The sequence below is a fragment of the Fulvivirga sp. M361 genome (assembly GCF_007097395.1).
In the GTDB taxonomy this organism is placed as follows: Bacteria; Bacteroidota; Bacteroidia; order Cytophagales; family Cyclobacteriaceae; genus Fulvivirga.
The window spans coordinates 172,415-188,142 of record NZ_VKDC01000018.1; the positions used below are offsets into that span (position 1 = coordinate 172,415).

13 protein-coding genes are annotated in these 15,728 nt (G+C 42.5%); 12 read left to right on the plus strand and 1 reads right to left on the minus strand.

Annotated elements, in window-relative coordinates; translation table 11 throughout:
- Positions 1–14 precede the first annotated feature (14 nt).
- From FNH22_RS19020 to FNH22_RS19030, 3 genes are all read left to right on the plus strand, one after another.
- A complete protein-coding gene (locus FNH22_RS19020) occupies positions 15–539 on the plus strand; it encodes a hypothetical protein (protein WP_143400012.1) in 525 nt (174 codons plus the stop codon).
- Between the two features lie 2 nt (positions 540–541).
- Positions 542–1,066, plus strand: a complete 525-nt coding sequence (locus FNH22_RS19025) for a M35 family metallo-endopeptidase (RefSeq protein ID WP_143400013.1) — start codon at positions 542–544, stop codon at positions 1,064–1,066.
- Between the two features lie 109 nt (positions 1,067–1,175).
- Positions 1,176–2,069, plus strand: a complete 894-nt coding sequence (locus tag FNH22_RS19030; protein WP_143400014.1) for a hypothetical protein — start codon at positions 1,176–1,178, stop codon at positions 2,067–2,069.
- Between the two features lie 241 nt (positions 2,070–2,310).
- On the opposite strand, the gene FNH22_RS19035 is transcribed toward FNH22_RS19030, so the two are convergent.
- Positions 2,311–3,162 carry an AraC family transcriptional regulator gene (locus FNH22_RS19035; protein ID WP_143400015.1) on the minus strand — a complete coding sequence of 284 codons (852 nt, stop codon included), beginning with the start codon at positions 3,160–3,162 and terminating at the stop codon, positions 2,311–2,313.
- 167 nt (positions 3,163–3,329) lie between these two features.
- Between FNH22_RS19035 and FNH22_RS19040 the strand changes: the two genes are divergently transcribed.
- The 9 genes from FNH22_RS19040 (at position 3,330) to FNH22_RS19080 (ending at position 15,691) form a co-directional block, all read left to right on the plus strand.
- Positions 3,330–4,412, plus strand: coding sequence for a mandelate racemase/muconate lactonizing enzyme family protein (locus FNH22_RS19040; RefSeq protein WP_143400016.1), 1,083 nt, complete (start codon positions 3,330–3,332; stop codon positions 4,410–4,412).
- Between the two features lie 2 nt (positions 4,413–4,414).
- Positions 4,415–5,176, plus strand: a complete 762-nt coding sequence (locus FNH22_RS19045; RefSeq protein ID WP_143400017.1) for an SDR family NAD(P)-dependent oxidoreductase — start codon at positions 4,415–4,417, stop codon at positions 5,174–5,176.
- A 111-nt stretch (positions 5,177–5,287) separates the two neighbouring features.
- Positions 5,288–6,310: a zinc-binding alcohol dehydrogenase family protein gene (locus FNH22_RS19050; protein ID WP_143400018.1), complete on the plus strand. Its 1,023-nt coding sequence runs from the start codon at positions 5,288–5,290 to the stop codon at positions 6,308–6,310.
- Between the two features lie 50 nt (positions 6,311–6,360).
- The gene (locus FNH22_RS19055) at positions 6,361–7,989 is read left to right on the plus strand and encodes a sodium/solute symporter (RefSeq protein WP_143400019.1); all 1,629 of its coding nucleotides are present in this window, start codon (positions 6,361–6,363) and stop codon (positions 7,987–7,989) included.
- Positions 7,990–8,197: 208 nt separating this feature from the next.
- Positions 8,198–8,785, plus strand: coding sequence for an L-rhamnose mutarotase (locus FNH22_RS19060; RefSeq protein ID WP_185154302.1), 588 nt, complete (start codon positions 8,198–8,200; stop codon positions 8,783–8,785).
- A gap of 29 nt (positions 8,786–8,814) precedes the next feature.
- Positions 8,815–10,311, plus strand: a complete 1,497-nt coding sequence (locus FNH22_RS19065) for an alpha-L-fucosidase (protein ID WP_143400021.1) — start codon at positions 8,815–8,817, stop codon at positions 10,309–10,311.
- Positions 10,312–10,361: 50 nt separating this feature from the next.
- Positions 10,362–10,868, plus strand: coding sequence for a MaoC family dehydratase (locus FNH22_RS19070; protein WP_143400022.1), 507 nt, complete (start codon positions 10,362–10,364; stop codon positions 10,866–10,868).
- 59 nt (positions 10,869–10,927) lie between these two features.
- A complete protein-coding gene (locus FNH22_RS19075) occupies positions 10,928–12,433 on the plus strand; it encodes an alpha-L-fucosidase (protein WP_143400023.1) in 1,506 nt (501 codons plus the stop codon).
- Positions 12,434–12,496: 63 nt separating this feature from the next.
- Positions 12,497–15,691 (plus strand): glycoside hydrolase family 2 TIM barrel-domain containing protein, encoded by a 3,195-nt coding sequence (locus FNH22_RS19080; protein ID WP_143400024.1) that lies wholly within the window; start codon positions 12,497–12,499, stop codon positions 15,689–15,691.
- Positions 15,692–15,728 lie beyond the last annotated feature (37 nt).

Below are 15,728 nucleotides of genomic sequence, written 5' to 3' on the forward strand. Positions count from 1 at the left end.
AATCAAATAGTATTATGGGATTTACTAAAGAAGAATCCGGAGAGTATATTGGATATACGCAGGGTAGCGGCCAACCCCCTACATTATATTTCGAGAATGGCCGATTAACACAAGAGCACCCTCATGCTGATAACGTTGGATGGCATCCGCTGAGGAACCGCCAGCCAAACCATGTCAGAATTAACGCAACCCTGGAGCTGGGAGAAGTGAGAGAATTGGTGGTAATAAGTGATAATTTGAGCTACGAAGAGGCAGAAAATGCTATAAAATCGATAAGAAGTAAGAGGAGGGAGAATATTGTAAAAAAGAATAAGAAAAATCTTGAAGAGAAATTGAGAAAATTTGATTCTGAATCACGAATACGTCTCTATGAATTTCTCGACGAAGATGGAACTATTCGTAAGCCACACCCCTCCCGTGGTCACCTGGTAAGGCCCTTAGATGACGATTTTAACGATGCCTACAATGAAGACTATGCCTTCGAACAGCTTAGCAATGCCAACCTGGCCGAGAATGAAATCCGACGAATGAATAATTAATCATGTGTACCGTATTAAATAATGAGCAATGGCGTATGGTCGTTGAAGCTAAAGGAATTGCTACAGGAATTCTGAAATCTGCCGCAGAAAATATAACGACAGCAGGTACTTCATTTGATACTTTAATACCAAAGTATCTAAGTATTAGACCAACGCCGGAACGCAAGAGTGCCTATGCCGGTTTTTTTCTGAAGACCGCAGCTACAATTGACGCACTGAAACGCGACAATTTCAATTACGATAGTATAGGTCTTGATGAAAAAAAGGAGCCATACCTGGCTTCTGTTTACGCAGAAGACATGACGCATAAAATGACCCTTACCAAGTTCTATTTCCAATCCTTGAAAATGACCGGTTATGATTCCCGGTGGGGAACATTAATTCATGAAGCCACACACTGGAAAGATGTGAAGCGTACGGAAGATTGGGACTATGGAAAAAGTAGTCAAAAACTTTGTACGGCGAAAAGCCTAAATAATGCAGATAACTGGGAAAGAATGCTGGAAAATTATGCGTCTTCCTTGTGAATTTAACCATGATCAATAGATCAATTAATCCATTAATCGAGCTCCTTAAAAAGGGAGCTCGATATCATTTCTGTTCAGATAAATTGAACTATATAATAGTGTTTTAGAAATGAATATTCAGGACAAAATAAAACATAGAAGAGTATATGCGGTAGAGGACTTTCCGCAGGAGGATAGTACAGACGACACTGAGACAGTGGAAGAAGGTAACGATGCTGAATATGAAGATCCGGCAGCAACAGTGCAAAATGATGACGTGTCCGAATATGAATATGCGTTGGAAGAAACTGCACAGAAACCCGTGAATATGCCTTCAGACTCAGAAGACATTTTTACTACAACTCGCTCAGAAGTAGACATCATCACTACTTACGTACTTGGTAAAGGGAAGAAGATCCCTGAACAGGTTTGTCAGTTAATTGTCAGTCATAAGCTAAGCGAGCTGCTGCTGGCCCATGGCCAATTGTGTGAACTTATTAAACCTTCTACTCCGGAATCTATCTTATACCTCAGACAATACCTCCATTCCAAACCGTATCTATTCAGCCCTATTCCGTTGGCACGAAACTTTATCGTCATAGCACTTTTATCGGTCACATTATTATTAGGCATAGGGTTATCAGAAGATGTCAATAGCGAAATATTATCAAAAGGTATTCTTAATAACTCAGGATTACCTTTATTAAAAAACCTTGTTTTTCTTTGCTCCGGAGCAGGCATAGGAACCGTGTTCTTTCTTTTATCCAAACTTACCAAAGAAGTCAAGGAGGCTACCCTGGTAAAAAACGATATTACCTACTACTACGCTATGCTCATTATGGGTATTCTTAGTGGCCTGATCATGTCTGAAATGATCGTATTAAATCAGAGCAACCTTGACGGACAGTCCGTAGAAATGAATCGATTACTTTTCGCCTTGCTGGGAGGCTTTTCTTCCGAGCTGGTTTATGGAATGCTCCAGGCTATTGTGAATAGGTTACGAACGATAGTAGGCGCGAAATAATCAAGTGCTAATAATTAAGCAACACAACATTTTGGAGTTGAAGATGACAAAGGGAATGATGGGCAACAAACAACGTGTAAATAGCAGTGTTTCTTATCCGACATGAGATGTTAGCCCGCATTCAAATCAACATGCACTGGATATAGTTAGCGGCAATAGTAGGATTAAGAGGTTATTATTCCTGCCCCTGCGCTGGTCAAACGGATAAAAATCTGCACATAAAGAAAACACATTGCAATCATCATAACCCTTGAAACTGCTGACGATAACTTTTAGGAGACATTTCTTTGTATAGGTTAAACTGCCTGTGAAAAAAAGACAGGTTGTTAAAACCTGATCGATACCCTATTTCGGAAACCGACAGGTCTGTTTCAATAAGCATTTTGCTCGCTGTTGTGACTTTATATTCATTGACATACTTTGAAAAAGTTTTGTCAAAGGTTTTTTTAAAGAACCTGCAAAATGCCTCTTTGCTGAGGGATAACCTCTCCGAAAGTGTTTCCAGAGAGTGCTGGTCATGAATATTATCTTTGATGTAATTATTAATTACATTAACTCTATGACTTTCTTTGGAAGAAAGGGCTTTGCCGAAACCCGGGCCGGCCAACAATTCTGTTTTGGATCGGGTAGCCAGTGTATTTAAAATGTTCAATAAGGTCATCAGTCTTTCGAAAGGCGCCTGGTCAATAAGGGAAACAAATGACGACTCCAGGGACACGGACGTTTCGTAATCAAAGAATACCCCTTGAGATGACTTTTGTAACAAAGTTTTTATGGGAGTCAATTCAGGTTTGTCCAGCCAGCCCTCAAGGAGCGTTTCGTCCCATTGTATAATGACACATTTAACATGCTCGCTTTTGGCATCTATGGTTTTCCACGAATGTGGCACGTTTTTACCGACCAAGACCAGGTCACCGCGCTTGAAAGGGTGCATAGAATCTCCCACATATCTAATGCCTGTACTTCTCACCATGTAGGTCAGTTCGTATTGAGGATGAAAATGCCATTCGGCTTTGAATTCTTTATCTTCAAAAACTTTGACCTTAAAAGAATTGTCAGGTGAAGTGGTGACCTCTCTAAGATGGGCTTTCATGTTCTACCAGTTCTGTAAAGCTTCTGCTAAAATGACTATTATTAACTTAAAATTTTAGTTTATAAGATTGAAAAATCAATATAGTGTACAAAATGTGCAATATGCTGTATCGATTCTTCATTTCAATACACAATATTTGTATTCAATAAAATGGTTAAAATACCAATATGAATGACCTGGTCATAAGGGATGTAAAAATATACAAAGCATCTTCAGAGCTCAAGAAACCCATTTCGGATTCAACCCATACCCTGACGGAGATTTCCTTTATCGTGATGAGAATTCAACTGGAAAATGGGGTGGTAGGTGAGTCCTACCTCTTGTCATTCCAATATTCTCCTTATGCCATTATGGGTGCCTTGAAGGATGTTATCCCGGCAGTAAAGGGGCACAAAGCTTACGAAACAGGATTTATATACCAGAAATTAGAAACTCTTTTTGAGTATTTTGGCAATCAGGGCTTACTCCGATGGTCACAGGCAGCGGTGAACATTGCCATGTGGGATGCCTGGGCAAAATCCCAGGGGCAACCCGTTCATAAACTACTGGGGGTTGCCCGGGAGAAAGTAAGTATTTACGGTAGTGGCGGATGGATTTCTTACTCTATTGATGAATTGATCGAAGAGGTAACAGGATATGCTGACCGTGGCTTCAAAGCGGTAAAGATCAAGGTAGGATCGCCCAAAGTCAGTACGGATTTAGTACGTCTTAAAAAGGTCCGTGAAGCAGTAGGAGATACGGTAGACATCATGATGGATGCCAATCAGGGTATGGATTTGCCATCAGCCATTAAGTTATCCAACGGCGCAAAAGATTTGAACATCCACTGGTTCGAGGAACCTGTGGATCACCAGGACTTTCAGGCTTATGAAATATTGAAAAATCAAACAGGCATTTCACTCGCCATGGGAGAAAGAGAGTTTGACACCTTACCACTTCGCGAATTGGTGTCAAGGAATGCACTGGATATTTGGCAACCTGATATATTGAGAATAGGAGGAGTGGAGGCCTGGAGAGCAAGTGCAGCTTTGGCGGACAGTTTTCACCTTCCGGTATTACCGCATTACTACAAGGATTATGACGTGCCATTGCTATGTACGATCCAGAATGGGGTAGGAGCCGAGTCTTTTGATTGGGTGGATCCTTTAATTGATAACCCTATGGTGATAAAGGATGGTTATGCACAACCACATGATCTACCGGGCTGGGGGTTTAGTTTTATAGAAGACAGATTAACGGAAATTAAATAAACATGGCATTGTCTGTATTTTCATTAAAAGGAAAACTGGCGATTGTGACCGGTGGGGGTACTGGAATTGGTTTAGGCATTTCAAAAGCCTTCATCGAAGCTGGTGCGCGCGTGGTGATTACAGGTCGCCGCGAAAAAGTATTGAAAGAAGCAGTTGCTGAATTAGGAGAAGGGGCAAGGTATCTGGTAAATGATATTACCGATAAAGCAGGGATCCCGGCCCTGGTACAAGAGATAGAAAAGACCATTGGGCCGATAGAAATTTTGGTGAATAATGCTGGAATACACCACAAGGCAATGGCCCAGGAAACCTCCGATGAGGTCTTCGAGAGCATCCTTCAGACCAATGTCATGAGTGTATTTGCACTTACACGTGAATGTGCCAAATACATGCTGGAAAGAAAAAGCGGTTCTATTCTGATGATTGGCTCCATGGCTGGTTTATTCGGCATTGACAAGGTAGTGGCTTACGGAACGTCTAAAACCGCTTTGACAGGATTAGTCAATGCACTGGTAACAGAATATTCCACCAGCAATGTCCGTGTGAATGCTATTGCACCGGGCTGGATCGAATCCAATATGTTTTTGAATGCCATCAACCAGGACGAAACACGCAAGCAACAAATCACTAACCGTATTGCCATGGACGGTTTCGGTCAAACCAGTGATATCGGTAATGCTGCTGTGTTTCTAAGTTCTGAAGCAGCGCGATACATAACGGGAGTAGTATTACCGGTAGATGGTGGCGCAACCGTGAATTTTTAATGGATGAACAGACCTTCTTATATCGGAAACTACACTATAAGCACCATTGGATCGGAAATCAGGCAAGTTGGATAAAGAAATTGTTGAGCAAGATACCAGACTAAGCACACGATGAAAGTAATAAGACTAAAAGAGCCGGGACTTTGGGAGACCTATTCGACAGATGAACCTGACAAAAATTTACAGGCAGGAGAAGCGCTTGTTAAGATAAATAAAATGGGAGTTTGCGGTACCGATCTGCACGCATTCAAGGGTAACCAACCGTTCTTTGCTTATCCAAGAATACTAGGGCATGAATTAGCAGTGGAAGTATTGAAAACAGGAGCGGAGGTCACCCATGTGAAAGCGGGAGACAGGTGTTCTGTTGAACCTTATTATAATGTAAAAACAGGGCAGGCCGCCAGGAGAGGAAAAACAAATTGCGGAGATCATTTAAGAGTTTATGGCGTCCATGTAGACGGCGGGATGCAGGAAGTTATGAAGGTCCCGGCTGCGCTTCTGCATCCATCCAATAATTTGTCAGATGATCAACTGGCTATGATTGAACCATTGGCAATTGGATGTCATGCGGTTGACCGGGCTGAGGTGAAGCATGACGATATCGTACTGGTGATAGGGGCGGGGCCTATCGGGTTAGGCACAATCCAGTTTGCACAATTGGCAGGAGCGCGGGTAATCGCAATGGACATTGATCCGGGCAAACTTAAAAAGGCACGGGAGATTACCCAGGTGAAAGATACTCTACTCGCGTCGGACCATATCGAAGAAGATTTAATGCACCTTTTGGAAGGTGATTTACCCACCATCGTACTGGATGCAACAGGTAGTGCCCAATCCATGCTCAATACGTTTAAGTATGTCTCGGCGGGGGGTACTATCGTTTTCATTGGACTATTTCAGGGAGATGTAGTTTTCAATGACCCTTATTTCCATAAAAAAGAATTGACGCTAAAAGCCAGCCGTGCCGCACTAAGTACTGATTTCAGTCGGATCATCAGGCTGATAGAAGCAGGAAAAATAGATCCCGGGAGCTACATCACCCACCGGATGGATTTTAACGATGTGCCAGAGAAATTTAAGGACCTTTATGAATACGGAGGATCACTGATCAAAGCCATTATTGACTATCACTAAACCTAACCTGACCTCTTGAAACTGCTGTACATCATTAGGCCCGTTATACTATGAATATTTCATTTCTTGACCTTACGATCATTGCTGTTTACCTGGTAGGTATCGTAGTCATAGGTATTTGGGCCGGAGGTGGCTTCAAAAAGCAATCGTCTGACAAATACTTCCTGGCGGGAAGGTCGCTGGGATGGGGGGTTGTTGGCGCATCACTCTTTGCATCCAACATTTCAACGGTCCATATCGTTGGGTTTGCCGAGTCCGGTTTTACCTCCGGTTTGTCCGACGGAATATTCGAATGGATGGCCATTCCGTGTCTCATATTCCTGGGGATCTTTATTGCCCCGTTCTATTTTAGAAAAAAGATTGCTACCCTACCGGAATATTTCGAAAAAAGGTTCGACGGTTCCTCCAGGACATTCATGGTCATATTTGCCATCTTAACAGCCCTGCTAATTCATATTGGCATAAGTTTATATGCAGGAGCTACCATTATGAAAGAGTTTTTTGGATTAGACCAGTTTTGGGGTGTACTCCTGATCTCGTTTCTAACGGCTCTTTATACCATCCTTGGCGGTTTAAAAGCTGTCGCTATAACGGAAACCATTCAATCTGTGATGCTTTTGGGGGGTAGCATTTTGATCACGGTTTTCGGACTGTATATGTTGCCTGAGGCCGGCATTGGTAGTTTTGAAGATTTTAAAGCGGCCATTAAGCCCGGAAGTTTGTCCATGCTGCGTAGTGATGCAGTAGTAAAAGAAACCGGTGGAATTGCCTGGTATGCTGTACTTTTAGGTTACCCCGTTTTGGGTATTTGGTACTGGTTTACCGACCAGACCATCGTTCAACGTGCCCTGGGCTCAAAATCGGAAAACGATGCCCGAATCGGTCCGATGTTCACCGCGGTTTTAAAACTGGCACCGGTATTTTTTATGTTGCTTCCCGGCTTGATCGCCTACATCCTTTTCAAAGACACCATAGATGCTTCCGGTACCGGACAGACCTATTCCATTTTAGTAAGTAAAGTACTGCCCACCGGCTTGATAGGCATTGTCATTGCCTCTTTACTGGCTGCTTTAATGAGTTCAGTAGCTGCGGCCTTAAACAGTACTTCAACACTTGTTTCAATAGACATCATAAAACGGTTGAACCCGGATACAAAAGACAATAAGTTAGTTTATATCGGTAGAATTACCGCTTTTGCAGTCATGGTTATCTCCATCCTGTTTTCATTGGTGGCAGGTGCCAAAGGTGGTTCTATTATCACTATTGTAAATTCTATCGGTTCCAGTATTGCACCTTCCATTTCAGCCGTTTTTATATTAGGCTATTTTTGGAAACGGGGTACAAAAGAAGCCGCAAAGATAACGTTTGCCTTTGGACTATTGATAGGCGGGCTTATGTTTGGATTTGATTTTCCTGATGCGGAAGGCATGAAACTTATCACAGATTCCTGGGGCATCCCTTTTATGATGCAAGCGTGGTGGGCTTTTGTAATTTGCTGTTCTATCTTTATCCTGGTAAGTTATTTAACGCCACAACCCACCACAGAACAACAAGGCTACACCTTCTCATCATCAGCATATTTCACAAAAGTTAAAAGCGCTCTCGATTACCGCATCCTTGGGAGTGCGGTTCTGTTACTCTTAATCCTGCTTTGGTTTATCATTGAAGTAATGGCATGATACTATGAGAACACTGAAACACATCCTCTTATTTTTAATCCTTGCATGTATTGGTTGTAAAAACCAAACACAAGAGTCTTCAAATACTACATCTGAAAATAAGGGAGTTATTGAAAATCAATTTCGTCGCTTTACCTTTTTTATCCAATCTCAAAATAAGGAATTACCCAAATTGTTTCAATCTGATTCATGGGTTAAACTGAAAGTCATGGAAGGTATTCATGAGATAAATGTCTACCAAAAAGAAAGTGACTATTTCCTGGTTTTTGATGTTGACATTTCATTTAACAGCAAGAAGTTGATGGGTATGCTTAAGGGATCCGAAGGCTTTTTGTCTTTTGAAAACAGCCTGAGCGCCCTGGGAGTGGTATTTCCAAAACACGACCAGGCATTGGAACGCATTTACAAACTGGATCAGAAAGTGAGTTACAAACCCGTTGAGGGACAACTAAAAACTACCGTTAAACCTTATAAACGTTTCGTATGGACATTGCTGCTGGAAGAAGACCCGGAGTTAATTGCCGAGTATAAAAAAGTACATGGTATTGGTCAGGCATGGCCTGAAATTACCGCAAACATGAAATCTGTGGGCGTTAAAGACATGGAGATCTATATACACAAGGAACAGGTCGTTTTAATCATGGATACGAAACCCGGTTTCAATTTGGAAGAAGTTGGTCCAAAATGGCAAAAGCTGCCTCGTGAAGAAGAATGGCAGGCTTATGTAGCCAAATTTCAAAGAACAGACCCTGAAAGTTCCATTCAGGAGAAATGGAAAGATATGATAGTACTTTAAAACCATAACAATAAAACCAAACTGGAACAATGAACAAAATCGTAATTGTGATTGTATGGCTGATAGTTTTAAATTTTAGTCAAAATAGTTATTCTCAAAAATCTCAAAAAAAATATGAACCCAACTGGGAATCATTATCACAGTATGAATGCCCGGAGTGGTTCCAGGATGCTAAGTTTGGTATTTATGCACATTGGGGTGTCTATTCCACTGCCAAATGCCCGGGAACCCCGGACTGGTATGGTCATAATATGTATGTAGAAGGGCATCCAAACAATACATTTCATTTGGAAACCTATGGGCCGCTGGACAAATTCGGTTATAAGGACATGGTTCCACTTTTTACGGCGCCTAAATTTGATGCCGATGAATGGGCCGATCTATTTGTTGAGGCAGGAGCCCGTTTTGCAGGACCGGTTGGAGAGCATGCTGACGGTTTCGCTATGTGGGACTCAAAAGTAAACCCCTGGAATTCGGTAAAGAAAGGTCCAAAACGTGATATTGTCGCTGAGATGGAAAAAGCCATCCGTAAGCGCGGATTAAAATATGTAGTGAGTTTACACCATTCGTGGCTTTGGGGCTGGTTTCCAACCTGGCAGAAAGGCACCGATTGTTACGACCCTGCCAATGCAGTGCTGTATGGAGAAAAAGTACCTGAAACAGCGTGGAGAATGCAAAGCTCTGAAAACTATTACAAAGTCGACCCGATGCCAAGTGCCGGGTTCGAACGTGTTTGGCTCGAAAAAGTGAAAGAGGTAGTTGACGGCTATTCTCCCGACTTGCTTTGGTTTGACAATCGTGTACAAATACTTTCGGAAGAGGTGCGCCAAAAAATGATGGCCTATGCATACAATCATGCTGTTGAAATTGAACAGGATTTTGTGCTTACGTTTAAACGTCCGGATTTTCCGTTAGGGACAGGAACTGTTGACCTGGAACGTGCTCGTATGCCTGAAATATATCCGGAGCCCTGGTTAACTGATAATTCCGTATCTCGTACCTCCTGGACCTGGTCGACAGACCTGGAATGCTATACGGAAAACCGCCTGATTGATGACCTTGTAGACATTGTCAGTAAGAATGGATGCCTGTTGCTAAATGTTGCACCACACCCTGACGGGTATATCCCGGAGGAGCAGAAACAACGTTTGAGAGCCATGGGAAAATGGCTAAGGCTCAACGGAGAAGCTATTTACGAAAGTCGTCCCTGGTTAATCTACGGTGAAGGCCCGACCAAAACGAAAACAGGCCATTTGGCCGATCAAAAGTTCCATGGTTTCAGCGATGAAGATATCCGTTTCACCACCCGCGACGGACAATTGTACGCTATTGCTTTAGGATGGCCTGAGTCAGGCATTCTTCCTATTAAATCATTGAGCTCTTCGCTGTACAATGGTAAAATAGAAAAGGTTGAATTAATAGGTCATAAATCCAAATTAGCATGGGAGCAGAAGGTCACTGCATTAGAAATTCAGTTACCTGACAATAAGCCCTGTGAACATGCATTTGTGTTTAAAATCAATTAAGAAATAATTTCTAAACTGATATAAGAACAAACTTTTTGCTTAAGATCAATATGCCAGAGAACACACCTCTATCTCAACACAAAGATATCCCATTGTATAATACAGAAACATGGATGTACGAAGATTTTCAAATTGGTCAGAAAGATCGATCCATAAGTCGGACGATCTCAGAAGGAGAAGCCATGCTTTTTAATGGATTGGTGTTAGACATGCATCCCTATGTAGGTGATCAGGTCTTCGCTGAAAAAGAAGGGCTTTTCGGAAAAAGGTTGGTGGCAGGAGCAATGGTATTTGCGCTCGGATTAGGCCTGATGGCCAACAACAATGTAAATACGTTTAGTTATGGCTATGACAAACTGCGCTTTATAAAACCTGTTTTCATTGATGACACAATTTATACTGTGCGCACGCATTTGAATAAAACACCAAAATACGATGAAATGGGCCTTATTACAGTGAGTTATGAGGTATATAAGCAACCAGGAGAATTGGTATTGTATTGTGAACACTTACAAACGGTAAAGTATCGAAATGCAGAAAACTTCAAAAACGGTTGAACCAGATAACGAAGGCTATTTAAACCCTTAACGTGAGTAAACCTTTATTAAAATTAACGATGAGAGCCATAAATTTAATAGTCATTTGTGTTCTTGTCTCCTGTACCTCTCAAAAGCAGCAGGAGACTACTTTTAAGTTTGAAGAAAACTGGGAAAGCTTAAAGAACTACGAAATTCCACAGTGGATGAAAGATGCCAAATTTGGGATTTTCATTCATTGGGGTCCAAACTCCGTTGCAGAATTACACACCGATTGGTACCCGCGTTGGATGTACCTTGATTCAGGACATGTTAACCATACGACAGGAAAAAAGGTGAATGACGTCCCTCACCCCGCGTCTGTTTACCACAAAGAAAAATTCGGTAACCCCAAAGATTTTGGTTACAAAGACTTAATTCCCATGTGGACAATGGAAAACTTCGACCCGAAAGCCTGGGTGGATCTTTTCAAGAAAGCAGGAGCACAGTATGTGGTGCCGGTGGCTGAACATCATGATGGGTATGCACTTTATGAGTCAAGCATCACACCGTACAATGCGAAGGCCATGGGGCCTGAACGGGATGTCTTTAAAGAACTTACTGACGAAATTAAAAAACAAGGCTTAATTTGTGGAGCAAGTTCGCATTTAGCTTTTAATTGGAACTACTATACTCAAAAACCCCATTTTGATACCGGAGATCCACAATATGCAGATTTATATGCTCCTCCGCATGAGCCTTACACTCCTGCAAGTGCAGCGTGGTTAGCCGATACCTGGTGGCCGCGGACAAAGGAGATCATAGATAAATACCAACCCGATATTTTATGGTTTGATTTTTACCTGGATCGTCCGGAATTCGCTCCTTATCATAAGAAATTAGCAGCTTACTACTACAACTCCGGTCTCAGAAGAAATAAAACAGTTGTGCTTCAAACTAAAAACTTAAACTATGAATCCTTCAAAGAAGGTACGCATATGCTGGATCTGGAGCGTAGTAAAATGGACTCTCTAAGAAGTGAATACTGGCAAACAGACACATCCATTGGCAAAAATTCATGGTATTATGCCAAAAACTGGATCCCAAAGTCGGCCGGTGAACTGATCACTGATCTGGTGGACATTGTAAGTAAAAATGGATGTCTCCTGCTCAATATTGGCCCGAAAAAAGACGGTACCATTCCAAAAGACCAGCAAAAAACACTTTTGGACATAGGGAAGTGGTTAGACATCAACGGAGAAGCCATATATGGCTCACGTTACTGGGAGGTGTATGGGGAAGGCCCCACCAAAACCAATACAGGTCACCTCTCTGAAAATAAAAACAAACGCTTTACTTCTGAAGACATCCGCTTTACCACCAAAGACAACATGCTCTATGTATTTGCCCTGGTCCCTTCGGAGGAAGTAATTGAGATCAAATACCTCAATACCTCCCATATTGATATAAAATCCATAGCGCTGTTGGGTCACAATGAAGCAATGACATTTGAACAAACAGAAGAAAAGCTGACCATACAGGTCCCCCAAGCCTCCGGTTTGGAGCATACACTGGTTTTCAAAATAATACCCAATGGGGTTTTATGATGCAAGTCATGTGAGATTGAATGAAATTATGATATATAAGTTACTGAGAATCAAATATATAAAATGAGTCACTTGCGAAATTTTGCCATTCTTTCTATCGGTTTATTGGTATTTAACCTGGAGGCAACCGGGCAAATGATGCAACCGGATTGGTGGGAAAATCAGCATGTATTTGGTGTCAATAAATTGCCTGCCAGGGCAACATCCTACTCTTATGAAGACACAAAGACTGCCTTAATGGGCGATAGGGAAGATGCCAGGGTCTTAATGCTCAATGGCCAGTGGCAATTCGAATTTGCAGCCAGGGAACAAGATAAGTCAGACGAGTTTTATAAAGAGGATTTTGATTTCAAATCCTGGAAAACCATCGAAGTACCTTCATGTTGGGAGATGAAGGGATACGGTACACCGATCTATACCAATTCAACCTATCCGTTCACAGCAGATCCGCCTTTTATTGATCGGGATAACCCTGTAGGTTCTTACATCAAAGAGTTTGAACTTCCGGTAGAATGGCAGGACAAGGAGGTTATTCTTCATTTTGGAGGTGTAAGCTCGGCCTTTTACTGTTGGGTAAACGGAGCATTCGTAGGCTACAGCCAGGACAGCCGCTTACCGGTAGAGTTTACTATTAGCGAGCTTTTGCGCCCGGGAAAAAACACCTTAGCTGTTCGGGTATACCGGTGGAGTGATGGCAGCTACCTTGAGGACCAGGACCATTGGCGAATGAGTGGAATTCATCGTGAAGTGATGTTACTGGCTCAGCCTGAAATCACCATTAACGACTTCTTCGTTCGTACTAAACTGGATTCGACTTATTCCAATGCATTGCTTCAGGTAAGGCCGGAAATCAATCTTTCAAAAGACATAAAATCAAAAGATTATACCATTACTGCTCAACTATTCAATCAGGAGAACGACCCTGTTTTGGCAAAGGAATTAAAACTAAATGCTGATGCTGTAACGAACGAGTTTTACCCTCAGCGAGACAATGTATACTTTGGGCTGTTAGAGGCAGAAATAAGGGAGGTAATCACCTGGAATGCCGAAACCCCCTATTTGTATACTTTGGTGTTAAGTCTGATAGATAAAAGCGGAAATACCGTTGAGGCCCGTAGTGCCAAAATAGGATTTAGGGACGTTCGGTTTAGCAAATCCGGTGCCTTACTGATTAATGGTGTGCCGGTTAAACTGATCGGTGTCAACCGGCATGATCACAGCCCTGCCGGGGGCAAAACAGTAACACGTGAAGAAATGAAGCAGGACGTCTTTCTGTTAAAGCAAAATAATTTCAATTCCATTCGCACTTCGCATTATCCAAATGATCCCTACCTCTATGACTTGTGTGATAAGTATGGGATTTATGTCATCGATGAAGCAAATATAGAGTCTCATGGTGTGCGTGGAGCATTGGCCAATGACCCCTCATGGGCAGCCAGCATGATGGACCGGGTGGTGCGAATGGTGGAACGGGACAAGAACCACGCCTCTATCATTTCCTGGTCATTTGGGAATGAATCGGGTTGCGGGCCCACTTTCGCAGGCATGTCAGGGTATGTCAGGGATTTTGACCCCACACGATTTATTCACTACGAAGGGGCCCAGGGTGACCCCAATCATCCGGAATACACTAAAGTAGGTTCGGACAAGTACAGGACTTATAATGAAAAGTACTATGCCAACCCAACGGACCCTGCCTATGTAGATGTGCTGAGCCGCATGTACCCTTCACTGGAACAGTTAAAAGAGATGGCCACAAGTCCATATATCAATCGGCCCATCGTACTATGTGAATACGCCCATTCCATGGGTAATTCCCTGGGTAACCTTCAAGAGTATTGGGACATCATCTATTCCCATGAAAATTTGATAGGAGGCTACATATGGGACATGATCGACCAGGGAATAGAAAGGACCGCGAAGAATGGTAAAAAGTATTTTGCCTACGGAGGTGATTTCGGAGATGTTCCTAACGACAAAAATGTGAGCATAAATGGTATTTTCAATTCGGATAAAAGTTTGCGACCGCAGACCTACGAGTGTAAATATGTATTCCAACCCGTGGTAATAAGCGCAGTGGATGTTGAGAAAGGGGTCATCGCATTAGAGAATCGATTTAACTTTACTAACCTTTCGTCATACCATTTTACCTGGGAGGTGGTGGAAAGTGGTCATACGGTCCAAAAGGGAGAGTTCAAAGGGCCGGATATTGAGTCCGGAGAGAAGGGAGAGGTACAATTAAAATACAAAAATATCAGGCAAAAGAAAGGGCATGACTATTGGGTGCAGATCAAAATGTTCTCCGGGGAAAGAAAGGACTGGGCGGATACCGGTTACCTGGTGGCGGAAGAACAACTCATGATCAAAGATAATGATCCAATACTGAAACCACTGGCAGCTACAGCGCCTCAAATGGACGAGGATGAAAAGACCATTTCTTTAACGGGCTCAAAATTTAGAGTAGTTTTTGATAAACAACTTGGAGCGTTGTCAGAATTAACATTTCAGGGTAAAGAAGTCATAAAAAAACCGCTGCTCCCCAATTTATGGAGACCGGCGACTGATAATGACGGCTGGGGATGGGGAACCCATGAGAAGCTTGCGGTCTGGGAAAAGGCCAGGTCGAACATGAAAGTTGAAAGCATTAATGCACAGCAACGAGGTAAGCTCATAGAAGTATCGGTGAAACGTAGTGTCCCCAATGCAGCTCAAATCGAGGAAAAATACACGATTGATGGCAATGGAACAATAGAGGTGAATTTTGATATACAAATTGATGGATCTGCCCCGGAAATGATTCGAGTGGGCATGCAAACCGGCATTAACAAAGACTTTGTGAAAACCCGTTTTTACGGAAAAGGGCCTCATGAAAACTATATAGATCGCAACCGGTCAGCATTCAAGGGGGTCTATGCTATGCCTACGAATGCATTGACCGAATCCTATGTAAAACCGCAGGAATGCGGTAACAGGACCGGTGTAGAATGGCTAGAAATGAAAACAGATAATGGGGAAATGTTAAAGATTGAAGCCCGGGATAAAATTGCTTTTGCCGTATGGCCGTTTAGCGAAGAGAATTTAGCAGCTTCCAACTTCACCTGGGAACTGGAGGATGCCGGTTATTACACGTTAAACATAGATCTGGTCCAGGCAGGGGTCGGAGGGATTGATTCCTGGAGCATGAAAGCCCGGCCAATAGACATTTATCGATTGCTGGAAAAAAGCTATTCATATGGGTTCAGGCTGAGTTTTGAATAAATCTTGAAAGTGTAGCGCTGCTTAACACAACGCTTGA